Raw genomic sequence first — 26,055 nt, 5'->3', positions numbered from 1 at the left:
ATGGCGCCCGGGATTCCGCGCATGGCCTCCCGGTCACGGCACTCGATTAGCCTCGCGGTCATGACACTCGATGACACGACCTCCGACGTGTGGCTCCCGATTCCGGCGGAGGAGATCGAAGGACTTCCCGAACCGGGCGCGTCGGGGCTGAACTACCGCTTCTGGGACGGCGGACCGGACTTCCCCGCCGATCCCGCGCGCTGCGTCTTCTACGTGGTCCCCTACATGAAGGGTTCGGAGATCGCCGTCCGGCCGCTCGCCGGTATGACGTCGCTGCGGGCCGTGCAGACGCTCTCCGCCGGCACCGACCATGTGACCCCCGGCCTTCCCTCCCTGCACCCCGGGGTGGAGCTGTGCAACGCCAAGGGGGTGCACGAGGCCAGTACGGCCGAGCTCACCCTCGCGCTGATCCTCGCCTCGCTGCGCGGTATCCCCGGCTTCGTGCGCGGGCAGGACGCCGAGGAGTGGCGCGCCGGCTTCTATCCGGCGCTCGCGGACAAGTCCGTGCTGATCGTGGGGTACGGGTCGATCGGCGCCGCCATCGAGGACCGGCTCGCGCCGTTCGAGTGCGCGCGGGTGGTGCGCGTCGCGCGCTCCGCACGCACCACGGAGCGCGGACCGGTGCATCCGCTCTCCGAGTTGCCCGCCCTGCTGTCGGCGGCGGACGTGGTCGTGCTCTCCACGCCGCTCACGCCCGAGACCCGGCACCTCGCCGACGCGGGCTTTCTCGGCCGGATGAAGGACGGCGCGCTCCTTGTGAACGTGGCGCGGGGGCCGGTCGTGGACACGGCCGCGCTGCTCAAGGAGGTCGAGAGTGGCCGGATCACCGCGGCACTCGATGTCACCGATCCCGAACCGCTCCCGGCCGGGCACCCGCTGTGGCACGCTCCCGGTGTCCTGGTGAGTCCTCATGTCGGCGGTTCCACCTCGGCGTTCCTGCCGCGCGCCAAGCGGCTGATCGCCTCCCAGCTGGCCCGGTTCACTGCGGGCGAGCGGCTGGCGAACGTGGTCCTGACCACCTGAGCCGACAGGCCGCCGAGCGCTCCGGCCCGGGCGCCTCCGCCACGGTCTCGTCACCTTACCGTGATCGTCACGGAGAGTACTGCACCCCTGTCCCTGAGTGACCATCCTGGTGTATCGTCCCGATGCGGGGGGCTGCGTCGAGTACGAGCTGACGCTGGGGAGCGACGTGACGGGTCATCAGATTCCGAGGGGGGCGACGGGTGAAGTACGGCCGATGGACCGACGATCCGACGCGGCGGGACCGCCGTCGACGACCCTCGCGTGCGACGACGACACGGGGACGGACACGGCGGGCACCCGCCCGGGCGAGGCGCGCGGCGCGACCGCCCTGCCCGCCCAGGCGCACCGGCGCACCACCGAGGCGGACACCGACGGGCCCACCCTTCCCCTCCCTCTGCCGCGCGGCGGAAAGGGTGCCGCCGACCTCACCGCGGGCGCGCGCGACGGCACGGCCGAGGGCCGGGGAGCACCGATGAGGACGCCCGGCGCGCTCATCGAGCGCCACCACGCCGGCAGAGCCGCCCCCGCCCCCGTCTCCGGCCCCCCGCTCGCTCCCGCACCCCACCGGCCCGGCCCCGTGCGCCCCGGACCCCCGCCGCCCGGACGCGGCCCGGCCCTCGCGCAGATCGCCCTCGGGCTGATCTGCGCGGGCTACGCCACCGGCGCCGCGCTCGGCTGGGGATCGCGGCACATGGCGCTGATCATGGGCGACTTCGGCCTCAGCGCGGCCGCGCTCGCGGCCGCCGTCTCCTGCCTCCTGTACGCCCGCGTCCGGGAGAGCTGTTTCCGCCCCGCCTGGCTGCTCTTCGGCTTCTCCTCCGCCATGGCCGCCGCCGGGAACGCCGTCTGGGGGTGGTACGAAGTCGTCCTCCAGCGCGAGGTGCCCAGCCCCTCCGTCGCCGACCTCTTCTTCCTCCTCTTCGCCCCGCCCGCCATCGTCGGCCTGCTCGTCCTCGCCAAGAAGCCCGTCACCCGGGCCGGCTGGGTCTGCCTGGCACTCGACGCCTGGCTCATCGGCGGCTCCCTGCTGACCCTGTCGTGGAGCCTCGCCCTCGCGCACACCGCGCACTTCGAGGGCGAGAGCGTCGCCCGGGCCGCGCTGTCACTGGCCTACCCGCTCCTCGACATCGTGCTCGTCAGCATGGTGCTCGCCCTGCACTTCCGCCGCTCCAACGTCAACCGCTCGGCCACCAACACCGCCATCGCAGCCCTCGCCCTGACCGTCCTGTGCGACGCCCTGTTCACCTCGCCGCTGCTGCGCGAGAACTACACCTCGGGCCAGCTGCTCGACGCCGGCTGGTTCGCCGGCTCGCTGCTCCTCGCGTACGCGCCCTGGGGCGCGCGCCGGACCCCGGACACCGCCTCAGAGGCGCGCGGCCCGCGCCTCCCCAGCCGCCCCGTGGCCGGCTCGCTCGCCGCCCTCACCCCGTACCTCGCCGCGGCCGTCTGCACCCTCGGCATCCTCTACAACGTCGTCGAGGGCCGCCGAGTGGACCGCGTGGTCGTCTTCACGGGCTGCACGGTCGTGCTCGCCCTGGTCGTACGCCAGGGCATCATGCTTCTCGACAACATCGCCCTCACCCATGAACTGGCCCAGAAGGAGAACCACTTCCGGTCCCTGGTGCAGGGCTCCAGCGACGTCATCATGATCGCCGCCCCCAGCGGCATACTCCGCTATGTGAGCCCCGCCGCCTCGGGGGTCTACGGCCGCGACGCCGACGAGCTGATCGGCTCCGAGCTGGCCTCCCTCATCCACCCCGAGGACCTGGGCGGCGTGGTTCACGAGGTGCGCCGGTTCCTGGCCGCCTCTCCCGCCGAGGAGCCCACCACCCGGATCGAATGCCGCTTCCGCTCCGGCCGGGGAGACTGGCTGCACGTCGAGTCCACCGTCAACCGCCACCAGGGCGGCCTCATCTTCAACAGCCGGGACGTCACCGAACGGGTCCGTCTCCAGGCCCAGCTGCAGCACAACGCCGAACACGACCCCCTCACCGACCTGCCCAACCGGGCCCTGTTCACCCGGCGGGTCCGCCAGGCCCTCAGCGGCCGCCGCGCCTCCGACCCCGGCACGGCCGTCCTCTTCATCGACCTCGACGGATTCAAGGCCGTCAACGACCGGCTGGGCCACCAGGCCGGCGACGAACTGCTGATCCAGGCCGCCCGCCGGCTCCAGGACTCCGTGCGGGCCGGGGACACCGCAGCCCGCCTCGGCGGCGACGAGTTCGCCGCCCTCATCCTCGGCGACGGCGCACGGGACCCGTCGGCGCGCGAGTTCCAGGTCCACGAGATCGCCGACCGGCTGCGCCTCACCCTCTCCCAGCCGTACCGCCTGGAGGGCGGCGACGACGTCCGCGTCGCCGCCTCCATCGGCGTCGCCTTCGCCGAGCCCGGCCTCAGCGCCGGCGACCTGCTGCGCAACGCCGACCTCGCCATGTACCGCGCCAAGGCCGGCGGCAAGGACCGCGTCGAGCTCTACGCCCCGCAGATGCAGGCCGAGGTCGACCGCAGGACGGAACTGGCCACCCGGCTGCGCACCGCCCTCCACGACGGCGAGTTCGCCCTCCTCCACCAGCCGGTCGTCGACCTCGCCACCGGCCGCATCATGGCCGTCTCCGCCCAGGCCCGCTGGCGCTCCGCCCAGGGCATCCTCTTCACCCCCGCCGAGTTCCTGCGCGCCGCCGACGCCGGCGAGCGCACCACCGAGCTCGGCCGCTGGCTCCTCGAAGAGGCCGTCGAGCAGGCCGCCGAACGGGCCAGACTCGGCCATCGCACACCCGTCTGCGTCCGGCTCTCCGCCCGCGGTCTGCTCGACCGCTCGCTCCCGCTCGGCTCGATCGAGGCCCTGCTGACCCGCCACGGCCTGGCGTCCGGCTCCCTGATGATCGAACTCGCCGAGAGCGACCCGCGGGTCTCCTTCGACGAGCTGGAGCAGCGGCTCGTCGCCCTGCGCCGTCTCGGCGTACGGATCGCCCTGGACGGTTTCGGCAGCGGATACGCGGCCATCAACGCGCTGCGCCGCCTCCCCGTCGACGTACTGAAACTGGACAGAGGTCTGGTCGAGGGCGTGGTCGAGTCCGCCCGCCTCCGCAAGATCACCGGCGGGCTCCTCCGGATCGCCCGCGACCTCGGCCTGCAGTCCGTCGCCGACGGCGTGGACATGCCCGAGCAGGTGCTCGCCCTGCGCGCCATGGGCTGCACGCACGGCCAGGGGATGGCCTTCGCGGGACCGCTCGACGAGTACCGGCTGCGCCGCGCGCTCGTACGGGACGACTATCCGCTTCCCGGGCGGGACGTCGAAGCGGTTCCGGTCCCTGTCGGAAACCATCCCCCGTTCCGCTCAAATACTGAGACGCCCGTCCCACCCACTTGACACTGGTAGTGCGTCGGGGGGAGGGTCAGTGCCATGCGCACCCGAATTCTCGTACTTGGAAAGCGCGTCGGCTGAAGCGGGGCCCTCCACGGCCCGGCTTGAACGCTACCGACGCGCTCCCCTCGCTTGCCTCCCGGCACGAGGGGTTTTTTGTTGCACCGGCTCCCGCCGAACCCACGCCAAACCCTCGCAAAAACCCTCTGCTTCGAGAAGAGAATGCTGATGACCGAGCAGGCCACCGGGCACCATCCGCAGCCGCGGGCCCGTAGCGGCGGACAGACCGCCACCATCGTCGAGCACGTCACGGGTGCGCAGTCCCTCATCCGTTCTCTCGAGGAAGTGGGGGCCGACACCGTCTTCGGTATTCCGGGCGGCGCCATCCTCCCCGCCTACGACCCGATGATGGACTCCAAGAAGGTCCGCCACATCCTCGTCCGCCACGAGCAGGGGGCGGGCCACGCCGCCACCGGATACGCCCAGGCCACCGGCAAGGTCGGCGTCTGCATGGCGACCTCAGGACCCGGCGCCACCAACCTGGTCACCCCGATCGCCGACGCCCACATGGACTCCGTCCCGCTGGTCGCGATCACCGGCCAGGTCGCCTCCAAGGCCATCGGCACGGACGCCTTCCAGGAGGCGGACATCTGCGGCATCACGATGCCGATCACCAAGCACAACTTCCTGGTCACCAAGGCCGAGGACATCCCGAGGACGATCGCCGAGGCGTTCCACATCGCCTCCACCGGCCGCCCCGGGCCGGTCCTGGTCGACATCGCCAAGGACGCCCTCCAGGCGAAGACCGTCTTCAGCTGGCCGCCGCAGACCGACCTGCCCGGCTACCGCCCGGTGACCAAGCCGCACGCCAAGCAGATCCGCGAGGCCGCCAAGCTCATCACCGCCGCCAAGCGCCCCGTCCTGTACGTCGGCGGAGGCGTCCTGAAGGCCGGCGCCACCGCCGAGCTGAAGGTCCTCGCCGAGCTCACCGGCGCCCCCGTCACCACCACCCTGATGGCGCTGGGCGCGTTCCCCGACAGCCACCCGCTGCACGTGGGAATGCCGGGCATGCACGGTGCGGTCACCGCCGTCACCGCGCTGCAGAAGGCCGACCTGATCGTCGCCCTCGGAGCCCGCTTCGACGACCGCGTCACCGGCAAGCTGGACAGCTTCGCCCCCTTCGCCAAGATCGTCCACGCCGACATCGACCCGGCCGAGATCGGCAAGAACCGCGCCGCCGACGTCCCGATCGTCGGTGACGCCCGCGAGGTCATCGCCGACCTGGTCCAGGCCGTCCAGGCCGAGTACAGCGAGGGCAACAAGGGCGACTACACCGCCTGGTGGAGCGACCTCAACCGCTGGCGCGAGACCTACCCCCTCGGCTACGACCTGCCGGAGGACGGCAGCCTCTCGCCGCAGCAGGTCATCCAGCGCATCGGCCAGCTCGCCCCCGCCGACACCATCTACGCCGCGGGCGTCGGCCAGCACCAGATGTGGGCCGCCCACTTCATCGACTACGAGAAGCCGGCCACCTGGCTGAACTCCGGCGGCGCGGGCACCATGGGCTACGCCGTCCCGGCCGCCATGGGCGCCAAGGCCGGCATGCCGGACCGCCCGGTCTGGGCGATCGACGGCGACGGCTGCTTCCAGATGACCAACCAGGAACTGGTCACCTGCGCGCTCAACAACATCCCGATCAAGGTCGCCATCATCAACAACGGCGCCCTCGGGATGGTCCGCCAGTGGCAGACCCTCTTCTACAACCAGCGGTACTCCAACACGGTGCTGCACTCCGGCCCCGAGGCCACCGGCCTGGAGCCGTCCAAGGGCACCCGCATCCCGGACTTCGTCAAGCTGTCCGAGGCCATGGGCTGTGTCGCGCTGCGCTGCGAGGACCCGGCGGACCTGGACAAGGTCATCGCCGAGGCCAACGCCATCAACGACCGCCCGGTCGTGATCGACTTCATCGTCCACGAGGACGCCCAGGTCTGGCCGATGGTCGCCGCCGGCACCTCCAACGACGAGGTCATGGCCGCCCGGGGCGTCCGCCCCGACTTCGGCGACAACGAAGACGACTGAGACCGAGAGCCGTAAGGACCTGAGGAAAAAGGGAACGACGCACATGACTAGGCACACGCTCTCCGTCCTGGTGGAGAACACCCCCGGCATCCTCGCCCGGATCGCCGCCCTGTTCTCCCGCCGCGGCTTCAACATCGACTCGCTCGCCGTCGGTGTCACCGAACACCCCGACATCTCCCGCATCACCATCGTGGTCAATGTCGAGGACCTGCCCCTGGAGCAGGTGACCAAGCAGCTCAACAAGCTGGTCAACGTCCTGAAGATCGTCGAGCTCGAGCCCAGCGCCGCGATCCAGCGCGAGCTCGTCCTGGTGAAGGTCCGCGCCGACAACGAGACCCGCTCCCAGATCGTCGAGATCGTCCAGCTGTTCCGCGCCAAGACCGTGGACGTCTCGCCCGAGGCGGTCACCATCGAGGCCACCGGTTCGAGTGACAAGCTCGACGCGATGCTCAAGATGCTGGAGCAGTTCGGCATCAAGGAGCTCGTGCAGTCCGGCACGATCGCCATAGGGCGTGGCGCCCGGTCCATCACGGACCGCTCGCTGCGCGCCCTCGACCGCAGCGCCTGACGTCAAGCACGCGTGACCGCCGGTCCGTCCGGCGGTCCGCCTGGCGAGACCCGAAAACTTTCCTCCCGCTCCCCGCCGTACGGTGGGACGCAACACCAGCACATCAAGGAGATTCCCAGTGGCCGAGCTGTTCTACGACGACGACGCCGACCTGTCCATCATCCAGGGCCGCAAGGTCGCGGTGATCGGTTACGGCAGCCAGGGCCACGCCCACGCGCTGTCGCTCCGTGACTCGGGTGTCGACGTCCGCGTCGGTCTGCACGAGGGCTCCAAGTCCAAGGCCAAGGCCGAGGAGCAGGGCCTGCGCGTGGTGACGCCCGCCGAGGCGGCCGCCGAGGCCTCCGTCATCATGATCCTCATCCCGGACCCGATCCAGGCCCAGGTCTACGAGGAGTCCATCAAGGACAACCTGGAGGACGGCGACGCGCTGTTCTTCGCCCACGGCTTCAACGTCCGCTTCGGCTTCATCAAGCCCCCGGCCAACGTCGACGTCGCCCTGGTCGCCCCGAAGGGCCCCGGCCACCTGGTCCGCCGCCAGTACGAGGAGGGCCGCGGCGTCCCCGCGATCGCCGCCGTCGAGCAGGACGCGACCGGCAACGCCTTCGCCCTGGCGCTCTCCTACGCCAAGGCCATCGGCGGCACCCGCGCCGGCGTCATCAAGACGACCTTCACCGAGGAGACCGAGACCGACCTCTTCGGTGAGCAGGCCGTCCTGTGCGGTGGCGCCTCGGCGCTGGTGAAGGCGGGCTTCGAGACCCTGGTCGAGGCCGGCTACCAGCCGGAGATCGCCTACTTCGAGTGCCTCCACGAGCTGAAGCTCATCGTCGACCTCATGTACGAGGGCGGCCTGGAGAAGATGCGCTGGTCGGTCTCCGAGACCGCCGAGTGGGGCGACTACGTCACCGGCCCGCGCATCATCACCGACGCCACCAAGGCCGAGATGAAGAAGGTTCTCGCCGAGATCCAGGACGGCACGTTCGCCAAGAACTGGATGGACGAGTACCACGGCGGCCTGAAGAAGTACAACGAGTACAAGACCCAGGACGAGCAGCACCTCCTGGAGACCACCGGCAAGGAGCTGCGCAAGCTCATGAGCTGGGTGAACGACGAGGAGGCGTAAGCCTCTCGGCACGGGGCCGGACACACTGTCCGGCCCCGTGCCACATCGTTGGACACGCCGTCCAACCACGGACGGGTGATCCTTCCAACGAGGCGCAGGAAGTGCGCCGACGCACCACTAGACTTCGTCACAACATCGCGTCTGGCCCACAGCGTCGTGCGCTTTCACGCGGCAAGCCCCCTCCACCGCCTGCGGCCGTCGGGACGGCCGTCTGCACTGCCATTGTGAGGACCCACGTGAGCTCGAAACCTGTCGTACTCATCGCTGAAGAGCTGTCGCCCGCCACCGTCGACGCGCTGGGCCCGGACTTCGAGATCCGGCACTGCAACGGCGCCGACCGCGCCGAGCTGATCCCCGCCATCGCCGATGTGGACGCCATCCTGGTCCGCTCCGCGACCAAGGTCGACGCCGAGGCCATCGCCGCCGCGAACAAGCTCCGTGTCGTCGCCCGCGCCGGCGTCGGTCTGGACAACGTCGACGTCTCCGCCGCCACCAAGGCCGGCGTGATGGTCGTCAACGCGCCGACCTCGAACATCGTCACCGCCGCCGAGCTCGCGTGCGGTCTGCTCGTCGCCACCGCCCGCAACATCCCGCAGGCCAACACCGCCCTGAAGAACGGCGAGTGGAAGCGGTCGAAGTACACGGGCGTCGAACTGAGCGAGAAGACCCTCGGCGTCGTCGGCCTCGGCCGCATCGGCGTCCTGGTCGCCCAGCGCATGTCCGCGTTCGGCATGAAGATCGTCGCGTACGACCCCTATGTGCAGCCGGCCCGCGCCGCCCAGATGGGGGTGAAGCTGCTGGCCCTGGACGAGCTCCTGGAGGTCGCCGACTTCATCACCGTCCACCTGCCGAAGACCCCCGAGACCCTCGGCCTCATCGGCGACGAGGCGCTGCACAAGGTCAAGCCGAGCGTCCGGATCGTCAACGCCGCCCGCGGCGGGATCGTCGACGAGGCGGCGCTGTACTCGGCGCTGAAGGAGGGCCGGGTCGCCGGCGCCGGTCTCGACGTGTACGCGAAGGAGCCCTGCACGGACTCCCCGCTCTTCGAGCTCGACCAGGTCGTCTGCACCCCGCACCTCGGCGCGTCCACGGACGAGGCCCAGGAGAAGGCCGGTATCGCCGTCGCCCGCTCGGTGCGCCTCGCGCTCGCCGGTGAGCTCGTGCCGGACGCGGTCAACGTCCAGGGCGGTGTCATCGCCGAGGACGTCAAGCCCGGCCTGCCGCTCGCCGAGAAGCTCGGCCGGATCTTCACCGCCCTCGCGGGCGAGGTCGCCGCGCGGCTCGACGTCGAGGTGTACGGCGAGATCACCCAGCACGATGTGAAGGTGCTCGAACTCTCCGCGCTCAAGGGCGTGTTCGAGGACGTGGTCGACGAGACCGTGTCGTACGTCAACGCCCCGCTGTTCGCGCAGGAGCGCGGTGTCGAGGTCCGTCTGACGACCAGCTCCGAGTCGCCCGACCACCGCAACATGGTCACCGTGCGCGGCACCCTCTCCAGCGGCGAGGAGGTCGCGGTCTCCGGCACGCTGGCCGGCCCCAAGCACCTCCAGAAGATCGTCGCCGTCGGCGAGTACGACGTGGACCTGGCGCTCGCCGACCACATGGTCGTGCTGCGCTACGAAGACCGTCCGGGTGTCGTCGGCACCGTCGGCCGGATCCTCGGTGAGGCCGGACTGAACATCGCGGGCATGCAGGTCTCCCGTACGGAGGAGGGCGGCGAGGCCCTCGTCGTGCTCACCGTCGACGACACCGTGCCGGCGAACGTGCTCGCGGAGATCTCCGAGGCGATCGGCGCGAACTCGGCCCGCTCGGTCAACCTGATCTGATCCGAGGGGCGTTCGCACGCTCCCGTACCCGTACCCGGCATCCGGACTTCCGTCCTCAACGGTCGTCCAGGTGCCGGGCACGCGCGTCCAGGTGCGGATACGGTCGGCCCGTCACCGCCACGGGATGTGGCGCCAGGGGCTGCCCTCGTGCTCCGACAGGGTGCGGTGCGCGAGGACGCTCTGCTCGTAGAACCGGCCGTACTGCTCCCCGTCGAAGCGCAGCACCCGCCCCAGCGCGTACCCGGCCGAGAACTCCGGCCACGAGGTGTACGCCGACTTGCTCAGCGCCCCGGCGTAGACGATCGCCTGCTCGGCCTCCGGCGGCGCGCAGTACCGGGCCGACAGGCCCCAGCGCGCCAGGTTGACCGCCCGGCCGTAGTCGTAGGCGACCGTCGTCCGCACCCTGCCGTCCGGCGGCAGCAGCCCGTCGGCGCGGAACCGGGCCTCGTAGCGCAGGATGCGGCGCACCAGCTCCTCGATGTGCGTGACCGCCGCCTGACCCGCGCCCAGGTCCTGGGCGTGGCCCGCGGCCGTCTCGCGCCACAGGTCGGGCGAGGGCGGTTCGCCGTGGCGGGACCGCAGCTCCTCGCGCACCCGCAGGGCGAAGTCGGGCTCCGGCGGGCTGTTGCGCGCGTCCAGCAGCGTGTTCAACTCCCCCTGCCAGCCCGCGCGATCGGTGATGCCCCACGACTCGCTCAGCGTGTCGAGCTCGTCGGTGTAGCCGGAGTACACCGTGCCGACCTCGTTCCACGGCACACCGTTCCCGATCGCCAGGTGCGCGCCGCAGGCCAGACCGTAGGCGAGAGGTCCGTACAGGGCGCCGTGCCGCAGGGCGACGAGCCGGTCGCCGGCCGGCCGGTCGTTCTCCGCGTAGCAGCGGAGCCAGAAGGCGCGGTGCGGCGGTGTGGTGGGCAGCAGCAGCTGCGCGGGGGTGCCGGCGTTCACCGCGAGCAGCTGCCACGGGTCGCGCCACCCCTCGAACTCGGCGGCCCACCGGAGCGTGACGCTGTGGAACACCCACTCCGGGTGCCACGGCGGCAGCATCCCCCGGGTGAGCACCGGCCGGACGGTGCGGCCGCTCTCGTGGGGAAGGGCGCGCCAGTAGACCGTCTCGGGCTCCGCGTCGACCTCGGCCTTCGGCACGCCGATGAAGAGGAGGGTCCCGGCGAGCACCCGGAGCTGCGCCTCCACGTCGCCGCGCAGGCCCGCCTCGTACAGCAGGTGCTCGGTCTCCGTCGGCGGCGCCCAGGGGACGCCGTGGGGGAGGTGCGGGGGAACGGGCGGGGGAGTCATGACCATGGGATGTTCCGGTACGGGCTCGCGGGGTCCTGGGTGAGGTTGCGGTGCAGGGCGAGGCACTCCTGGTACATGACCTCGGGATCGCCCTCGTCGAAGTGGATCAGCCGGGCGAGGAGGTAGCCGAGTGAGAAGTCCGCCCAGGAGCCGTACGCCTGCCGGGCGGGGCCGAGAATCCGCAGGACGGCCTGCTCGGCCTCCGCCGGGTCGCAGTACCGCGCGCCCAGCGCCAGGCGTACGACGTTCACCGCCCGGCCGTGGTCGAAGGCGGCCAGGGTGTCGACCCGGCCGTCCGGTGGCAGCAGCCCGTCGGCGCGGAAGCGGTCCTCGTAGAGGGCGATCCGCCGCCGGAACTCGGCGGCCTCGCGCAGGTCGTCGTCGTCCGCGTACCGTCCGCCGAGGGCCGTGGTGACCCCGGCGGCCCACTCCTCCGGGGAGGGCGTCCGGCCGCCCCGCGCCACGAGCCCTCGCCGGGTCCGCAGGACGAGTTCGGCGACGCGCCCCACGAGCCGGGTGGCCAGCAGGCTCTCGAACGTCCGGTGGTAGCCGGCCCGTTGGGTGACGCCCCACGGGCTGCGCAGCCGCGCGACGTCCGTCGGGTAGTCCTCGTAGACGGCGCCGAGCACGTTCCACGCGAGGCCGTTGACGATCGCGAGATGGGCGCCGAGCGCGAGACCGGACGCGACCGGCCCGTGCAGGTGGCCGCCGGCGTGCGTGATCAGCCGCATCCGCGTCGATCCGGCGGCGCGCGCCGAGGCCTCCCGCCACGCCTGCCGTTGCGCGGGCCGGGCCCGCAGGACGGTGGCGTACGGGGTGTCCGGGTTGACCGCGAGCCACCACCTGCCGTCCGGCCATGCCCGGGCGAGCTCGTCGAGCGTCGTCTGCCGGAACACCCACTCCGGGTGCCACGGCGGCAGCATCCCCTCGGTGAGGACCGGGACGACGGTACGGCGGGCGGCCTTGTCGCGCCGCGACGGCAGGGGAGCGGTGTAGCCGGGGGCGTCGGCGTCCAGCCGGGCGGTCAGTACGTAGAGACGCCCGCGGGCGAGTACGTCGAGCGCCCCCGCCTCGTCCCCCCGCTCCACCGCCTCGCGCAGCGACCGCTCGGTGGGCGTCGGCGGCGCCCAGGTGTCCGTTGCCCTGCTCCCCATCGGCATGAACCTGATCTTATAAACCGCGGCGGGCCGTCAGAGTCGCGCCGCCTTGAGCGCCATGTGGAGGAGCAGGCGGTCCTCGCCCGCGTCGAGGTCGAGTCCGGTGAGCTGTTCGACGCGGGAGAGGCGGTAGTAGAGGGTCTGGCGGTGGATGCCGAGAGCGGCCGCGGTGCGGCCCGCCTGACCGGCGTGGTCGAGGAACGTCTCGGCGGTGCGGGCCAGTTCGGCGTGGGCCGGGGCGAGGAGGGCGCGGACCGCCGGGTCGGGTTCGCCGGTCGGCAGGGCGGTGAGCAGCCGGTACGGGCCGATGGCGGACCAGGGCGCCAGCGGCCCGAGCCGGGGCTGGGCGGCGGCGGCCCGGGCGGCGGCGGTGGCCTCGCGCCAGGCCGCGTCGAGCTCCTGGAGCCCGCGCCGGGGCCCGGCGATCCCCGCGACGGCGCCCGGCCCGGCGGCGTCGCGCAGCCGGGTGGCCGCCGTCGTCGCGGGCGCCAGGTTGTCGGCGGACCGCAGGCGCACCACGACCGCGAGCGAGCGAGCGGCACCGGGGCGCCGGGCGTCGTACGGCCCGGCCGGGCCTGCGATGGCGAGGGGGCCGGCGGCGTCCGGCGTGGTCCGGGCCCTGGCACCTGCGGAGGCGGACCGGGCTTGGGCGCCTGCGGACGCGGTCCGGGCTTGCGTACCTGCGGACCCGGCTTTGGCCGGGGCGCCTGCGGACGCGCCGCCGTGCCGCGGGCGGGCGGCGTCCCTCGCGGTGCGGGCCTGGGTGCCTGCCGCCGCGCCGCGCGCACCCGGCCCCGTGCCGTGGTCCGGTGCGGCGGGGCCCGGCGGCTCGCCGTGCCCGGCCCGGCCGGCCGCGCCGCCGGAGCCGGAGCCCGGGCCCGCCGGAAGTCGCCAGGGGAGGGTGCACAGCGCCGCCGCGCCGGGGATCGTACGGAAGGACGGGCCCTCCTCGTCCGGCCACGGGGCGACGCACACCAGGGCGTGCAGGCCGTCCGCGTCGGGGCCCAGAGCCGTGCGCAGCGCCGCCAGGGCCATGTCGTACTGCCAGCCGCGCTCCGCGCTCAAGGCGGCTCGGAGCTCGCGGGAGAGGTCCGTGCCCGCCCGTTCCTCGTCCGCGAGGAGGTCGCCGATCCGGGCCGCGACCTCCATCGCCGCCGCCAGCCGGGCGGGCGAGGGCCCCGGCTCGGCGTCGAGGAGCCAGACGTATCCGAGGACGACGCCCCGATGCCGTACGGGCAGACAGATCCGGTCCCGGAGGACCCCCGCGTCCGGGGCCGCCGGGATCCGCACCGGCCCGGTCGCCCGGGTGATGCCGAAGCCCTCGAACCAGGCCCGCACCGCCGGCGTCGACTTCCTGGTCAGGATCGAGCGGGTGCGGACCGGGTCCAGCGCCGATTCGTCGAAGAAGCTGTCGCTGTCGTGGGCCCCGAAGGCGATCAGACCGAAATCCCGGTTCTCCAGCGTCGCCGGGGCGCCGAGCAGCGCCGAGATCTCGTCCACCAGCTCCTGGTAATCGCCCTTCACGCGGCCATTCTCGCACCGCCGCACTGATCCTTCATACAGATGTCTGAGATGCCGTCCATGGATGCGTGACAGCTGTCGATGGCAGACCATCGGGGCGATCCTTAGGTTTCACGGTGGTTCTCCGTGCTGTTTCCGAAAGCTTCCGTATGTTCGGATACGGCACCTTTTCAACACTCCGTCCTCAGGAGGTGCCCCGTGCTGGGTCCCGTGATCCTCGCCGCGTCCCGCAGCGACAAGATGCGCCGTTTCGTCTCGGCCGCCCCGGGGACCAAGCAGGTCGTCGACCGGTTCATCGCCGGTGAGACCGTCGAGCACGTCATCCCGATCGTCGAGGACCTCACCGGCCGTGGCCTGGAGGTCACCCTCGACGTCGTGGGAGAGGACATCACCACCGTCGAGCAGTCCCACGCCGCCCGGGACGCCTACCTGGAGCTCATCGGCCGCCTCAAGGAGTTGGGCCTCGGGGAGCGCGCCGAGATGTCGGTGAAGCTGTCGATGTTCGGACAGTCCCTGGAGAACGGCCACGAGCTGGCTCTCGCCAACGTCCGCCCGGTCGTCGAGGCCGCCGCCGAGATCGGCACCACGGTCACCCTGGACGCCGAGGACCACACCACCCTCGACTCGATGTTCGCCATCCACGAGGAGCTGCGGAAGGACTTCCCGCAGACCGGCTGCGTGATCCAGGCGTACCTCCACCGCACCGAGGAGGACGCCCGCCGCCTCGCCGCCGACGGCTCCCGCGTCCGGATCGTGAAGGGCGCCTACAAGGAGCCCGCCTCCGTCGCCATCCAGGACAGGCCCGAGATCGACAAGGCGTACGTCCGGATCATGAAGATCCTCATGGACGGCGAGAGCTACCCCATGATCGGCTCGCACGACCCGCGCCTGATCTCGATCGGCCAGGAGCTCGCGCGCCGCGCCGGGCGCAAACTGGACGAGTACGAGTTCCAGATGCTGTACGGCATCCGCAGCGAGGAGCAGAACCGTCTCGCCGCCGAGGGCCACCGTGTGCGCGTCTACACCGCGTACGGCACCGACTGGTACGGCTACTTCATGCGCCGCCTCGCGGAGAAGCCGGCCAACCTGCTCTTCTTCGCCCGTTCCATCCTCACCAAGGGCTGAGCCCACCCCTCAGAAGGAGTTACGAGACTCATGGACGCTGTCACCCAGGTCCCCACTCCGGTCAACGAGCCGGTGCACAGCTACGCCCCCGGTTCCGCCGAGCGCGCCCGCCTGGAGGCCAAGCTCAAGGAGCTGGCCGAGAACCCGCGCGAGCTGCCGATGACCATCGGCGGCGTGAAGCGCATGGGCGGCGGTGAGCGCGTCGACGTCGTACAGCCGCACAACCACAAGGCCGTCATCGGCACCTTCGCCGGGGCGACCCAGCAGGACGCCCAGGACGCCATCGACGCCGCCCTGGCCGCCGCTCCGGCGTGGCGCGCGATGTCCTTCGACGACCGCGCCGCGATCATCCTGCGCGCCGCCGAACTGCTGGCCGGCCCCTGGCGCGAGACGCTGGCCGCCTCCACCATGCTCGGCCAGTCGAAGACCGCCCAGCAGGCCGAGATCGACACCCCGTGCGAGCTCGTCGACTTCTGGCGCTTCAACGTCTCCTACGCCCGGCAGATCCTCGCGGAGCAGCCGCCGGCGAACTCCCCGGGTGTGTGGAACCGTCTGGACCACCGCCCGCTGGAGGGCTTCGTCTACGCGATCACGCCCTTCAACTTCACCGCCATCGCGGGCAACCTGCCCACCGCCCCCGCCCTCATGGGCAACGTGGTGGTCTGGAAGCCGTCCCCGACCCAGACCCACTCCGCGGTGCTCCTCATGGAGCTCCTGGAGGAGGCCGGTCTGCCCAAGGGCGTCATCAACCTGGTGACGGGCGACGGCATCGCCGTCTCCGAGGTGGCCCTGAACCACCCGGAGCTGGCCGGTATCCACTTCACCGGCTCGACCAAGACCTTCCAGCACCTGTGGAAGACGGTCGGCAACAACATCGAGAAGTACCGCTCCTACCCGCGGATCGTCGGCGAGACCGGTGGCAAGGACTTCGTCGTCGCCCACCCGAGCGCCGACCGCGCCATCCTGAAGACGGCGCTGACCCGCGGCTCCTTCGAGTTCCAGGGCCAGAAGTGCTCCGCGTCCTCGCGTGCGTACATCCCGGCCTCCCTGTGGAACTCGGGCTTCAAGGAGGAGTTCGCGGCCGAGGTCGACGGCATCAGGATGGGTGACGTCACCGACCTGTCGAACTTCATCGGCGCCGTGATCGACGAGCGCGCCTTCGCCAAGAACAAGGCCGCGATCGACCGCGCGAAGGCCGACCCGACCTGCACGATCGTCGCCGGCGGCACGTACGACGACTCGGAGGGCTGGTTCGTCCGCCCGACCGTCATCGAGTGCTCCGACCCGGAGAACGAGGTCTTCACGACCGAGTACTTCGGCCCGATCCTCGCCGTGCACGTCTACGAGGACGAGAAGTACGACCAGATGCTGGAGCAGATGGAGTCGGTGTCGGCGTACGCGCTGACCGGCTCGATCATCGCCGGTGACCGCGCCGCCGCGGCCCACGCGATGGACAAGCTCCGCTACGCCGCGGGCAACTTCTACATCAACGACAAGTCGACCGGCGCCGTCGTCGGCCAGCAGCCCTTCGGCGGCGGCCGCGCCTCCGGCACGAACGACAAGGCGGGCGCCCCGCAGAACCTGATGCGCTGGACGCTGACCCGCGCGATCAAGGAGACCCTGGTCCCGCCGACCGACTACTCCTACCCCCACATGGGCTAACACCCCCGGCCTCCCGAGGCCCCCTGACACCGCCCCCGTCCTCGGTCCCCCAACCGAGGACGGGGGCGGTTCCATGTGGCGGGTGGGGTCACCAGGCGGTGCTGTGGACGGGCCTACGGCCGATGTCCCCGCTACCGAGCGCGAACGACGGCGCGTTCGAGGAAATCGGCGATCAGGGCGGCGATCCGGGGCGCGTGTGTCTCCAGGGCGAAGTGGCCCGTCGGGAGCAAGTGGATCTCCGCGTGCGGGAGGTCGCGGCGGAAGGCTTCGGCGCCCGCCGGGACGAAGATCTCGTCGCCCGCGCCCCAGACCGCGAGAAGCGGGATCCGGGAGGTGCGGAAGTACTCCTGGAAGGCGGGGTAGAGGGCGAAGTTGGAGCCGTAGTCGCTGATCAGGTCCAGCTGGATCGCGTCCTGGCCCTCGCGTGCCATCAGGGCGGCGTCGTGGTGCCAGGCGTCGGGGCTGAGGAGGTCGCGGGACTCGGGCGGGACGCCCGTCTCGTACTGCCACCTGATGCCGTCCAGTGAGCGGATCGCGCGGACCGGCGCCTCGGTCTCCGGGGTGCGGTCGGCGATCAGGGCGAGGACCGGAGCCCAGGCGTCCGCGCCCAGGCCCTCTTCGTAGGCGTTGCCGTTCTGGGTGACGATCGCGGTGATGCGCTCGGGGTGGGCGAGAGCCAGGCGCAGACCGATGGGGGCGCCGTAGTCCTGGACGTACAGCGCGAACCGGTCGAGACCCAGGGCCTCGGTGAACTCGGCGGTGAGCGCCGCCAGTTCGGCGAAGCCGTAGGGGAACTCGTCGGCCGGAGGCGCGGCGCTGCGGCCGAAGCCGAGGTGGTCGGGGGCGATGAGCCGGTAGCGGTCGGCGAGCAGTGGGATCAGGTCGCGGAACATGTGCGAGCTGGTGGGAAAGCCGTGCAGGAGCAGGAGGACGGGGGCGTCGGCCGGCCCGGCCTCGCGGTAGTGGATCTCGTGGGCCCTGACCGTGGTGGTGCGGTGGTGTACCTGCTGCACGACGACCATGCCTAACCCCTCAAGTAATAGTTAATGGTTACAAGCGAGAGTCAAGCACCGTCGAGTTAACTGGTCAAGAAAAATTGAGTGGTTAGGTGGCGTGGAGGGGGAGACTTGCAGCATGACTCTCACGATCGCGCCCACCCACGCTCTCGGGGCCGAGCGGCTCCTCGCCGTCCGGGAGATGCTCGACGCCGCCTTCGGTGGCGACTTCTCCGACGAGGACTGGGATCACACCCTCGGCGGTGTCCACGCGTGCGTGGAGGACGAGAGGGGTGTCGCCGCCCACGGCAGTGTGGTGATGCGCCGGGTGCTGCACGGCGGGCGTTCCCTGCGCGTCGGTTACGTCGAGGGCGTCGGCGTCCGCGCCGATCGGCGCCGGCAGGGGCTCGCCGGTGTCGTCATGGCCGAGCTGGAGCGGGTGATCGACGGGGCGTACGCCTTCGGGGCGCTGTCCGCCTCCGACGAGGGGGCCGCGCTCTACCGCGCCCGTGGCTGGGCCCTGTGGCCGGGGCGGATCGAGGTCCTGAGTCCGGACGGGATCGTGCGGCTGCCGGACGAGGAGGGCTCCGTCTATGTGCGTCCGGTCGGGGCCGGTCGTCTGCCCGACCCCGCCGCCCCGCTCGTCTTCGACTGGCGCGACGGGGATGTGATGTGAGGCCAGGGTCGTCCGCGTCGGCTCAACCGCCTTCGCCGACGCGCCCCTCGGCCGTCTCCAGCTTCGCCATGTACGTCGCCGTGACCGCCCAGCCCACACCGAAGAGCGCGAGGGCGTACCCCGGCATCCCGAGCCCCAGGCCGGCCGTCGCCAGGCACGCCACCACGGCGACCGCCCAGACGGCGAGCGCCACCTTGCCCCGGCGGCTCAGGAACAGCCACTGGCGAGGGCGGGCCGGGCGGGTGGCCAGCTCGCCCGCCGGTCCCTCGCTCGCCGCCTTCGGACGCTTGAAGTAGCCGTACATCATCCATTCGCCGCACAACTCCCAGCCCTCGGGCTCCAGTTCGCCCAGGACCTGGTCGCGGCGCCGACCCTTGATCACCTCGCGCCGGTACTCCCAGCGCAGCGCGGCGCCCGGCGCCCGGCGGCACACGAACCGCCCGAGCGCGTCGAGGGACTCCACCTCCCAGCCCTGGTCGCCGTGGACCGCCAGCATCCGCCGGTCGTTGAAGATGTCCGCGGTCCAGGTCCAGCTCTCCGCCGCCTCGTCCGGCTCGCCGGGCAGCGGCGCGAGACCGCCGAGTTGCGCCGCGAAGGCGGCGGCCGGGCCGAACTCCTCCTCCGCCGTCACCCCCGTCCGGTCGAGATGGCCGCGCAGATCGTCGACGGTCGCGTCGATCTGCGCGCGAGGCACGCCCGCGGTGCGCAGCGCGGTGGCCAGCTCCTCGAAGTACGTGTCCGTGGTCATGGTGTCGATCCCCCTGGGTGCAGCGCGGCCCGTACGGCCGTGTGGAAGTCCAGCCAGGCCCCGCTCTCGGCGGCGAGATGCTCCCGCCCCCGCTCGGTCAGCCGGTAGTAGCGGCGTCCCGGTCCCCGCTCGGCGGCCCGGAACTCGGCCTCCAGCAGGCCCGCTTCCTCCAGCCGGTTGAGTACGGGATAGAGCGTCCCGCCCTTGATCTCGCCGAGCCCCGCCCCGGCGAGCGACTTGGCGATCTCGTACCCGTAACTCTCCCCGTCGGTCAGGCAGGAGAGGACGAGCAGGTCGAGGACTCCCTTGAGCCAGCTGGATCTGCGGTCTGCGGCCATGGGTGCATTCCATCACCACCTAGGTAGGAAAGCAATCTAGCTAGAGCGGTCGACCGGCTGGGACACCAGCATCTTCCCGGTGTTCTCGCCGCGCAGCATCCCGAGGAAGGCGTCCACGATGTGCTCGAACCCCTCCACCACCGTCACGTCCAGCGGCAGCCGCCCGCTCCGCAGATGGGGCACCGCGAAGTCGTACAGCTCCCGCTGCGCGTCCCGGTGATCGCGCACCAGGAAGCCTTCGAGGCGCAGGCTCTTGCCCACCACGTCGAAGAGGTTGCGCGGGGCGGGCGGGGGAGTGGAGAGGGAGTGGTACTGCGCGACGGCGCCGACCCAGGCGATCCGGCCGCGGTCGCGCAACGCGGCGATGGCCGCCTCCAGATGGTCGCCGCCCACGCCGTCGAGCACGGCGTCCAGCCCGTCCGGGGCCGCCTCGGCCAGCAGCTCGGTGACCGGCCCGTCGTGGTAGTCGAACGCCGCGTCGTAGCCGACCTCTCCGGTGAGGTGGGCGACCTTGCGCGCCGAGCCCGCGCTGCCGACGATCCGGCCGGCGCCGAGGAGCCGGGCGAAACGGCCGGCGGCCGTGCCGACCCCGCCGGCCGCGGCGGAGACGAACAGGTCCTCGCCCGGCTGGAGCCGCGCGATCCGGGTCAGGCCGACGTAGGCCGACAGGCCCGTGCCGCCGAGCACGCTCAGATGCGCGGCCAGGGGCACGCCGTCGAAGTCCGGGACCGGGCGCGCCCGGTCCGGCGCGACCACGGCGTGGGTGCGCCAGCCCTCGCGGTGCAGGACCAGATCGCCGGGGGTCAGCTCCGGCGTACGCGAGTCGAGGACCCGGCCGATGGTGCGCCCCTCCATGGGTGCGTTCAGCGCCCACAGCGAGCCGTCGTCCATCGCCTCGCGGTGGTAGGGGTCCACGGACCACTGCAGGTTCTCGACGAGGGCGGTGCCGGGCGCCGGGGCGGGGACCGGGGCCTCGACGAAGGCGAAGTGGGCGGCGGTGGGGAAGCCCTCGGGGCGGGCCGTCTGCCGGACCGTGATCATGGTGTCGTTCGTCATGTCCGAGACCGTAGGAAGGAATCGGGAGGCCGGGCAGTAGGTTGCGTCGATGGAACCGGCCCATCCATGAATTCCGCTCATACCCCGAGGTGAGGCACCGCCATGAACGATCTCGCGCCCCGGGAGCTGCGCGTCCTGGTCGCCGTCGGGCGGGAGCACGGCTTCTCGGCCGCCGCCGTCGCGCTCGGCATGACCCAGTCCGCCGTCTCCCACTCGGTGCGCGCCAGCGAGCGCAAGCTGGGCGCGGTCCTCTTCGACCGGGGGCGGACGGGTGCCACGCCCACCCCGGCGGGGGAGCGGGCCCTCGCCCACGCGCGGCGGGTGCTGCGGCTCCTGGAGGTGATGGCCGCCGAGGTGCGCGGCGCGCAGAGCGGCACCGCCTCGGGACCGCTGCGGATCGCCGCCTTCCGCAGCGCCGCGCTGCATCTGCTGCCGCCCGTTCTGGAGCGCCTGGCCGCCCGCCACCCGGAGATCGTCCCGGAGGTGCGGATCGTGCGGGAGGTGGGGCGCGGGACGGCCGGCGAGGTCCTGGACGGCCGGGCGGACCTCGGTGTCGCGACGATCGGGACGACCTCACCCGTACCGCCCCGGCTGGTCGGCGGGGTGCTCGTGGAGGAGGGGTACGCCCTGGTGCACCCGGCCGGGCACGCGGCGCCGCGCTCGCTGCCGCTGGTGGACTGGGCGGAGAACTGCACCTCCTACACCCGCGAGTGGTGGGCGGCGCAGGAGTGGCTGCCGCCCGCGACCGTCGAGGCCGAGGACGACGGAGCGGTGCTCTCGATGGTGAGCAGCGGTTTCGGGATGGCCGTGATGCCGGAGATGTCCCTGGTCGGAGCACCGCCCTCGGTCGCGGTCACCGACCTCGGCCCGGACCGCCCGACCCGCTCCGTCGGCTATGTCACCACCCCTGAGCTGGCGAGATCGCTCGCCGTCCAGGCCCTGATCCGGGCCCTGCGGGAAACCCGCCGTCTCAGATAGTAGGAAGTCCGAGTAATTGTGGAGACAGACCGGGCCGCCTGTCCTAGCTTGGTAGGAGCCGAACGTCTCGCTCCATCAGCGAATGGCGGTCGTGAGCGCGATGCCCCTGTGCAGGCAACCCCTGCGGCGGCGCTCCCCGCCCCTTCCGGCGCCTTCGATCACCACTGATCTCGGATCACCACTGATCTCAAGGAGTCGATCCCCCATGGCCGCTGAGACCCTCCGCCGCGTCCGCCACTCCGCCACCCGCCCCAGCGACGACGCCCGCAAGAACGCCGCCGCCGCCCTCCAGCGGGCCCTGGACCGCCGCGACAACGGCGGGTCCACGGGCCACTGAGGCCTACGGGCCAGTGACGCCTACGGGTTCCACGGGCCGCTGACGGTCACGGAGCCGAACGCCGCACCTCGAAGTGGTCGACGCGCTCGCCGCTCTCGGCGAGCGCCGAGACCCTGAGCACCGGCGACGCCCCGGCCACCGCCTCCACCGCGAGGAACGAGAAGCCGGTGTAGCGCACCCGCGACCACTCCACGGTGTCCGGGTCCGGCAGCCGCAGCTTGGTCCAGTGGAACGTCACGATGTGCTCGTGGTCGTGGACGTGCCCCTCGTAGCTGTCCTGGACGCCGAGCCCGAAGCCGTACAGCTCCTTGCCCGCGCCGCCGGCCGTCACGTACACGATGCCGTCGCGCGTCGGGTCCGTCGTCCCGCCGACCGGCACCGGCCTGCCCACCTCGCCGCCCTTGATCGCGTCGGTGCGTTCGTAGACGTGGTTGTGGCCGTTGATCACCAGATCCACCTGGTGCTTGGTGAACAGCGGCAGCCACGCGTCGCGGACCCCGCCGTCCGAGGCGTGGGTGGAGGTCGAGTAGGCGCAGTGGTGGAAGAAGACCACCACGAAGTCGATCTCCGGGCGCGCCCGCAGCTCGCCGAGCCGCCGGTCCAGCCAGGCCGTCTGCCGCCCCTCCGTGTAGCCCCGATTCGCCGGTATCTCGTACGAGACGTCGTTGGCGTCGAGCGCGACGACCCCGACGTTGCCGTAGGTGAAGGAGTAGATGCCGGGTGCGCGGTCCGGGTCGGGGCCGTTGTCCGGGAGCGAGAAGCGGGCCGACTGGCCGCCGTAGCCGTTCGGCGAGTACCACGCCTCCATGTCGTGGTTCCCGGTCGTCACCATCCACGGCACGCGCGCCGCCACACTCTCCGTCTGGGCCAGGAACTGGTCCCAGACCCGGGCGTCGTACGTGTCCGTCTCCTTGCCGCGGCCGGTGCTGTCGGCGTAGCAGATGTCACCGGCGTGGAGGTGGAAGGCCGGGTTCTGGCCGAGGATCAGCTGGTCGTTGGCGAGCGCGTGGTAGCTCACGCCCTGGTCGCCGAAGGCCGTGAAGACGAAGGTCTCGGGCGCCGCCGGAGCCGTACGGAACGAACCGAGCGTGGAGAGCCGCTCGGGGGAGGCGGGGTCGAAGCCGTCGTGGCCCACACCGTAGTAGTACGTCGTGCCGGGCCGCAGCCCGTCCAGACCGACGTGCAGGTAGTACTGGTCCACCGCCGGCAGCTTCCGGGAGAGCGAGGGCGTGTGCAGCGGCCGCACCTCGGCCTCGACGCGCGCTCCGAGTTCCCACGGGCGCGTCCCGACCCGGACGTACGGCCGGGAGACGGCGAACGGCACCTGCCAGGAGATCCGCATCTGGGTCCTGGGGTCCGCGCCGAAGGCGAGGTGGCGCCCGAACGGCGCGACGAGCGAGCCGTCCACGGCGGTGGTCGCGGCAGCCGTCACCAAGGTCGGTGTGGCCGCCCCGGCGGGGCCTCCGGCGAGCAGCCCGGTCCCGGCCGCGGCGGCGCCCGCCGCCGACCCGGCCAGAACCCGACGGCGCGTCAACTTTGCCCGCAGGTAATCGTGTTGCTCCGGCATGGACAGACGGCGGGCGAGGGCTTCGGGAATGCCGAAGCGTGGGGTGTCCTCAGTCATGGCGGGCAACTTGCCAGTAACTTACGTCCTCGCGCCAGACGCGGGATGAACGATTTTCGAAGAACTCGGGGCCGTCCGCATGGTGGACAATGAGTGTCAGGCACTGGGACGAGGAGTAGGGTGCCGACATGTCTCACAGCATCAATCTCGCAGTCATTCCCGGCGACGGCATCGGCCAGGAGGTCGTGGCCCAGGGCCTCAAGGTCCTCGCCGCCGCGCTCCCGCAGGATGTGAAGCTGGAGACGAAGGAGTACGACTTCGGCGCCAAGCGCTACCACGCGACCGGTGAGACCCTCACCGACGCCGATGTCGCGGCGCTGAAGCAGCACGACGCCATCCTGCTCGGCGCCATCGGCGACCCGTCGGTCCCGTCCGGCGTGCTGGAGCGCGGCTTCCTGCTGAAGCTCCGCTTCCTCTTCGACCACCACGTCAACCTGCGCCCCTCGAAGCTGCTCCCCGGCGTGTCGACCCCGCTCAAGGGCCAGCCCGAGATCGACTTCATCGTGGTCCGCGAGGGCACCGAGGGTCCGTACACCGGCAACGGCGGCTCGATCAGGACCGGTACGCCGCACGAGGTCGCCACCGAGGTCTCCGTCAACACGGCCTTCGGTGTCGAGCGCGTGGTCCGCGACGCCTTCACCCGCGCCCAGGCCCGCCCGCGCAAGAAGCTGACGCTGGTCCACAAGAACAACGTCCTGGCGTACGCGGGTCACCTCTGGACCAACATCTTCAACAAGGTGGCCGAGGAGTTCCCCGAGGTCACCACCGACTACCTGCACGTGGACGCGGCGACGATCTTCCTCGTCACGCAGCCCGAGCGGTTCGACGTGATCGTCACCGACAACCTCTTCGGCGACATCATCACCGACCTCGCCGCGGCCGTCTCCGGCGGCATCGGCGTCGCCGCCTCCGGCAACATCAACCCGAGCGGCGAGTTTCCGTCCATGTTCGAGCCGGTCCACGGCTCCGCGCCGGACATCGCGGGCCAGGGCACGGCCGACCCCACGGCCACCGTCCTCTCCGTCGCGCTCCTGCTGCGCCACCTCGGCTACGAGACCGAGGCCGGCCGCATCGAGGCGGCCGTCGCCGCCGACCTGACCGAGCGCGGCGACGCCAAGAACGCGGCCCGCACGACGGACGAGATCGGCGACGCGCTCGCGGTACGCGTAGCGAGCTGACCCGCCGACTGAGCATCACCACAGCCGCCGGGTCGCATTCCGCACCCGGCGGCTGTACCTATGCGGTCGCAGGGTGCCACCATCACATCCTGGACCGTATGCACACCGTTTCCGTGCACCGGACCCCTCGGGCGATAATCGAACGTGGGGCCGCGGCATGCGGGAAAGCTCGGACGTCCTAGCAGAGCACTGATAGCGGCGTGAGCGCGGTCCGTCACACACAACCGGTGAAGGACAAGCACTCATGACGACGCCCACGATCGAGCTCAAGCCCTCCTCCAGCCCGCTGTCCGACGCGGAGCGCGAGGCGATCCTGGCCAACCCGGGATTCGGCCGCCACTTCACCGACCACATGGTGACCATCCGGTGGACCGAGGGCCGCGGCTGGCACGACGGCCAGCTCGTGCCGTACGGCCCGCTCTCCCTCGACCCGGCCACGAACGTCCTGCACTACGCGCAGGAGATCTTCGAGGGCCTGAAGGCCTACCGCCGCCCCGACGGCTCGGTCGCCAGCTTCCGCCCCGACGCCAACGCCCGGCGCTTCCAGGCGTCCGCCCGCCGTCTGGCGATGCCGGAGCTGCCCGTCGAGACCTTCATCGAGGCGTGTGACGCGCTCGTCCAGCAGGACAAGGCGTGGGTCCCGGCGCACGGCGGCGAGGAGTCCCTCTACCTGCGCCCGTTCATGATCGCGACCGAGGTCGGGCTCGGGGTGCGGCCCGCCAACGAGTACCTCTTCGTCGTCATCGCGTCGCCCGCCGGGCCGTACTTCCCCGGCGGCGTGAAGCCCGTCTCCATCTGGCTCTCCGAGGACCGCGTCCGCGCGGTCCCCGGCGGTGTCGGCGACGCCAAGACCGGCGGCAACTACGCGGCCTCCCTGCTCGCCCAGGCCGAGGCGGCCGCGAAGGGCTGCGACCAGGTCGCCTACCTCGACGCCGTGGAGCACAAGTGGGTCGAGGAGCTCGGCGGCATGAACCTGTACTTCGTGTACGGCGCCGAGGCCGGCCGCAAGCCCCGGATCGTCACGCCCACGCTGACCGGCTCCCTCCTCGCCGGCATCACCCGTGACTCGCTCCTCCAGCTCGCGAAGGACCTCGGTTACGAGGCGGAGGAAGGCCGGGTCTCCATCGACCAGTGGCACGCCGACTCGCAGAACGGCACCCTGACGGAGGTCTTCGCCTGCGGCACGGCCGCGGTGATCACCCCGGTCGGCACGGTCAAGGCGGCCCGCGGCGAGTGGCAGCAGTCGGACGGACAGCCCGGCGAGGTCACGATGCGTCTGCGCGAGGCGCTGCTCGCCATCCAGACCGGCAAGGCGGAGGACGTCCACGGCTGGACACACCAGCTGGGCTAGTCGGTACGTGAGCGGGGGCGCCCTCGATCGAGGGCG

21 protein-coding genes are annotated in these 26,055 nt (G+C 71.7%); 13 read left to right on the top strand and 8 right to left on the bottom strand.

Going from position 1 to position 26,055, the window contains the following annotated elements; genetic code table 11:
- Positions 1-60: 60 nt before the first annotated feature.
- The 6 genes from ACIRB4_RS26355 (at position 61) to serA (ending at position 9,980) form a co-directional block, all read left to right on the top strand.
- Positions 61-1,023, top strand: coding sequence for a 2-hydroxyacid dehydrogenase (locus ACIRB4_RS26355; protein WP_403294644.1), 963 nt, complete (start codon positions 61-63; stop codon positions 1,021-1,023).
- A 472-nt stretch (positions 1,024-1,495) separates the two neighbouring features.
- A complete protein-coding gene (locus tag ACIRB4_RS26350) occupies positions 1,496-4,393 on the top strand; it encodes a putative bifunctional diguanylate cyclase/phosphodiesterase (RefSeq protein ID WP_403294723.1) in 2,898 nt (965 codons plus the stop codon).
- 222 nt (positions 4,394-4,615) lie between these two features.
- Entirely contained in the window at positions 4,616-6,466 is a 1,851-nt protein-coding gene (locus tag ACIRB4_RS26345) for an acetolactate synthase large subunit (protein WP_403294643.1), read from the top strand.
- Positions 6,467-6,509: 43 nt separating this feature from the next.
- Positions 6,510-7,034 carry an acetolactate synthase small subunit gene (gene ilvN / locus ACIRB4_RS26340; protein ID WP_215065241.1) on the top strand — a complete coding sequence of 175 codons (525 nt, stop codon included), beginning with the start codon at positions 6,510-6,512 and terminating at the stop codon, positions 7,032-7,034.
- A gap of 118 nt (positions 7,035-7,152) precedes the next feature.
- Entirely contained in the window at positions 7,153-8,154 is a 1,002-nt protein-coding gene (gene ilvC, locus ACIRB4_RS26335) for a ketol-acid reductoisomerase (protein ID WP_403294641.1), read from the top strand.
- Between the two features lie 236 nt (positions 8,155-8,390).
- Positions 8,391-9,980 carry a phosphoglycerate dehydrogenase gene (serA, locus tag ACIRB4_RS26330; protein ID WP_403294640.1) on the top strand — a complete coding sequence of 530 codons (1,590 nt, stop codon included), beginning with the start codon at positions 8,391-8,393 and terminating at the stop codon, positions 9,978-9,980.
- Between the two features lie 111 nt (positions 9,981-10,091).
- Here the strand turns inward: serA and ACIRB4_RS26325 are convergent, their stop codons facing one another.
- The 3 genes from ACIRB4_RS26325 to ACIRB4_RS26315 are packed head-to-tail and all read right to left on the bottom strand — an operon-like array spanning position 10,092 to position 13,954.
- Entirely contained in the window at positions 10,092-11,279 is a 1,188-nt protein-coding gene (locus ACIRB4_RS26325; RefSeq protein ID WP_403294639.1) for a DUF1266 domain-containing protein, read from the bottom strand.
- Positions 11,270-12,427, bottom strand: a complete 1,158-nt coding sequence (locus ACIRB4_RS26320) for a DUF1266 domain-containing protein (protein ID WP_403294638.1) — start codon at positions 12,425-12,427, stop codon at positions 11,270-11,272. Before ACIRB4_RS26320 ends, ACIRB4_RS26325 begins: the two co-directional genes overlap by 10 nt.
- A 36-nt stretch (positions 12,428-12,463) precedes the next feature.
- On the bottom strand, positions 12,464-13,954 hold the full coding sequence (locus tag ACIRB4_RS26315; RefSeq protein ID WP_403294636.1) for a PucR family transcriptional regulator: 1,491 nt from the start codon (positions 13,952-13,954) through the stop codon (positions 12,464-12,466).
- 195 nt (positions 13,955-14,149) lie between these two features.
- On the opposite strand from ACIRB4_RS26315, the gene ACIRB4_RS26310 reads away from it, so the two are divergent.
- Together ACIRB4_RS26310 and pruA are read left to right on the top strand one after the other, a co-directional pair.
- On the top strand, positions 14,150-15,076 hold the full coding sequence (locus ACIRB4_RS26310) for a proline dehydrogenase family protein (protein ID WP_403294635.1): 927 nt from the start codon (positions 14,150-14,152) through the stop codon (positions 15,074-15,076).
- Positions 15,077-15,106: 30 nt separating this feature from the next.
- Positions 15,107-16,738 (top strand): L-glutamate gamma-semialdehyde dehydrogenase, encoded by a 1,632-nt coding sequence (pruA, locus tag ACIRB4_RS26305; protein ID WP_403294634.1) that lies wholly within the window; start codon positions 15,107-15,109, stop codon positions 16,736-16,738.
- Between the two features lie 131 nt (positions 16,739-16,869).
- Here the strand turns inward: pruA and ACIRB4_RS26300 are convergent, their stop codons facing one another.
- Positions 16,870-17,760: an alpha/beta fold hydrolase gene (locus tag ACIRB4_RS26300; protein ID WP_403294633.1), complete on the bottom strand. Its 891-nt coding sequence runs from the start codon at positions 17,758-17,760 to the stop codon at positions 16,870-16,872.
- Between the two features lie 112 nt (positions 17,761-17,872).
- Here ACIRB4_RS26300 and ACIRB4_RS26295 point away from each other — a divergent pair, with 112 nt between their 5' ends.
- Positions 17,873-18,409: a GNAT family N-acetyltransferase gene (locus ACIRB4_RS26295; protein WP_403294632.1), complete on the top strand. Its 537-nt coding sequence runs from the start codon at positions 17,873-17,875 to the stop codon at positions 18,407-18,409.
- Between the two features lie 22 nt (positions 18,410-18,431).
- Here the strand turns inward: ACIRB4_RS26295 and ACIRB4_RS26290 are convergent, their stop codons facing one another.
- From ACIRB4_RS26290 to ACIRB4_RS26280, 3 genes are read right to left on the bottom strand one after another with little or no spacing between them, the layout of a single operon-like run.
- On the bottom strand, positions 18,432-19,157 hold the full coding sequence (locus ACIRB4_RS26290; RefSeq protein WP_403294630.1) for a hypothetical protein: 726 nt from the start codon (positions 19,155-19,157) through the stop codon (positions 18,432-18,434).
- A complete protein-coding gene (locus ACIRB4_RS26285; RefSeq protein ID WP_403294629.1) occupies positions 19,154-19,495 on the bottom strand; it encodes a PadR family transcriptional regulator in 342 nt (113 codons plus the stop codon). The genes ACIRB4_RS26290 and ACIRB4_RS26285 overlap by 4 nt, the downstream gene beginning before the upstream one ends.
- Before the next feature lie 36 nt (positions 19,496-19,531).
- A complete protein-coding gene (locus ACIRB4_RS26280) occupies positions 19,532-20,551 on the bottom strand; it encodes an NADP-dependent oxidoreductase (protein ID WP_403294628.1) in 1,020 nt (339 codons plus the stop codon).
- A 102-nt stretch (positions 20,552-20,653) separates the two neighbouring features.
- Between ACIRB4_RS26280 and ACIRB4_RS26275 the strand changes: the two genes are divergently transcribed.
- Together ACIRB4_RS26275 and ACIRB4_RS26270 are read left to right on the top strand one after the other, a co-directional pair.
- Positions 20,654-21,529 carry a LysR family transcriptional regulator gene (locus ACIRB4_RS26275; RefSeq protein WP_403294627.1) on the top strand — a complete coding sequence of 292 codons (876 nt, stop codon included), beginning with the start codon at positions 20,654-20,656 and terminating at the stop codon, positions 21,527-21,529.
- A 205-nt stretch (positions 21,530-21,734) separates the two neighbouring features.
- A complete protein-coding gene (locus ACIRB4_RS26270) occupies positions 21,735-21,866 on the top strand; it encodes a hypothetical protein (RefSeq protein ID WP_403294626.1) in 132 nt (43 codons plus the stop codon).
- Positions 21,867-21,912: 46 nt separating this feature from the next.
- On the opposite strand, the gene ACIRB4_RS26265 is transcribed toward ACIRB4_RS26270, so the two are convergent.
- Complete coding sequence (locus ACIRB4_RS26265; RefSeq protein WP_403294625.1) at positions 21,913-23,490, bottom strand: purple acid phosphatase family protein; 1,578 nt, start codon at positions 23,488-23,490, stop codon at positions 21,913-21,915.
- 128 nt (positions 23,491-23,618) lie between these two features.
- Between ACIRB4_RS26265 and ACIRB4_RS26260 the strand changes: the two genes are divergently transcribed.
- Entirely contained in the window at positions 23,619-24,668 is a 1,050-nt protein-coding gene (locus tag ACIRB4_RS26260) for a 3-isopropylmalate dehydrogenase (RefSeq protein ID WP_403294624.1), read from the top strand.
- Between the two features lie 244 nt (positions 24,669-24,912).
- Positions 24,913-26,019, top strand: a complete 1,107-nt coding sequence (locus ACIRB4_RS26255) for a branched-chain amino acid aminotransferase (protein WP_403294623.1) — start codon at positions 24,913-24,915, stop codon at positions 26,017-26,019.
- Positions 26,020-26,055: the final 36 nt, after the last annotated feature.

The organism is Streptomyces sp. NPDC093600, from assembly GCF_044764755.1.
Classification (GTDB): Bacteria; Actinomycetota; Actinomycetes; order Streptomycetales; family Streptomycetaceae; genus Streptomyces.
Note: the sequence above shows the minus strand (reverse complement) of the source record. Positions and strands in the feature narration are given on the sequence as shown.

Excerpts from the sequence above, each read along its gene's own strand:
- ACIRB4_RS26275 (WP_403294627.1), top strand. The coding sequence starts at position 20,654 with ATGAACGATCTCGCGCCCCGGGAGCTGCGCGTCCTGGTCGCCGTCGGG.
- ACIRB4_RS26290 (WP_403294630.1), bottom strand. The coding sequence starts at position 19,157 with ATGACCACGGACACGTACTTCGAGGAGCTGGCCACCGCGCTGCGCACC.
- ACIRB4_RS26345 (WP_403294643.1), top strand. The coding sequence starts at position 4,616 with ATGACCGAGCAGGCCACCGGGCACCATCCGCAGCCGCGGGCCCGTAGC.
- ACIRB4_RS26285 (WP_403294629.1), bottom strand. The coding sequence starts at position 19,495 with ATGGCCGCAGACCGCAGATCCAGCTGGCTCAAGGGAGTCCTCGACCTG.
- ACIRB4_RS26350 (WP_403294723.1), top strand. The coding sequence starts at position 1,496 with ATGAGGACGCCCGGCGCGCTCATCGAGCGCCACCACGCCGGCAGAGCC.
- ACIRB4_RS26295 (WP_403294632.1), top strand. The coding sequence starts at position 17,873 with ATGACTCTCACGATCGCGCCCACCCACGCTCTCGGGGCCGAGCGGCTC.
- ACIRB4_RS26320 (WP_403294638.1), bottom strand. The coding sequence starts at position 12,427 with ATGGGGAGCAGGGCAACGGACACCTGGGCGCCGCCGACGCCCACCGAG.
- pruA (WP_403294634.1), top strand. The coding sequence starts at position 15,107 with ATGGACGCTGTCACCCAGGTCCCCACTCCGGTCAACGAGCCGGTGCAC.
- ACIRB4_RS26325 (WP_403294639.1), bottom strand. The coding sequence starts at position 11,279 with ATGGTCATGACTCCCCCGCCCGTTCCCCCGCACCTCCCCCACGGCGTC.
- ACIRB4_RS26280 (WP_403294628.1), bottom strand. The coding sequence starts at position 20,551 with ATGACGAACGACACCATGATCACGGTCCGGCAGACGGCCCGCCCCGAG.
- ACIRB4_RS26265 (WP_403294625.1), bottom strand. The coding sequence starts at position 23,490 with ATGACTGAGGACACCCCACGCTTCGGCATTCCCGAAGCCCTCGCCCGC.
- ACIRB4_RS26355 (WP_403294644.1), top strand. The coding sequence starts at position 61 with ATGACACTCGATGACACGACCTCCGACGTGTGGCTCCCGATTCCGGCG.
- ilvN (WP_215065241.1), top strand. The coding sequence starts at position 6,510 with ATGACTAGGCACACGCTCTCCGTCCTGGTGGAGAACACCCCCGGCATC.
- ACIRB4_RS26300 (WP_403294633.1), bottom strand. The coding sequence starts at position 17,760 with ATGGTCGTCGTGCAGCAGGTACACCACCGCACCACCACGGTCAGGGCC.
- ACIRB4_RS26260 (WP_403294624.1), top strand. The coding sequence starts at position 23,619 with ATGTCTCACAGCATCAATCTCGCAGTCATTCCCGGCGACGGCATCGGC.
- ACIRB4_RS26270 (WP_403294626.1), top strand. The coding sequence starts at position 21,735 with ATGGCCGCTGAGACCCTCCGCCGCGTCCGCCACTCCGCCACCCGCCCC.
- ACIRB4_RS26255 (WP_403294623.1), top strand. The coding sequence starts at position 24,913 with ATGACGACGCCCACGATCGAGCTCAAGCCCTCCTCCAGCCCGCTGTCC.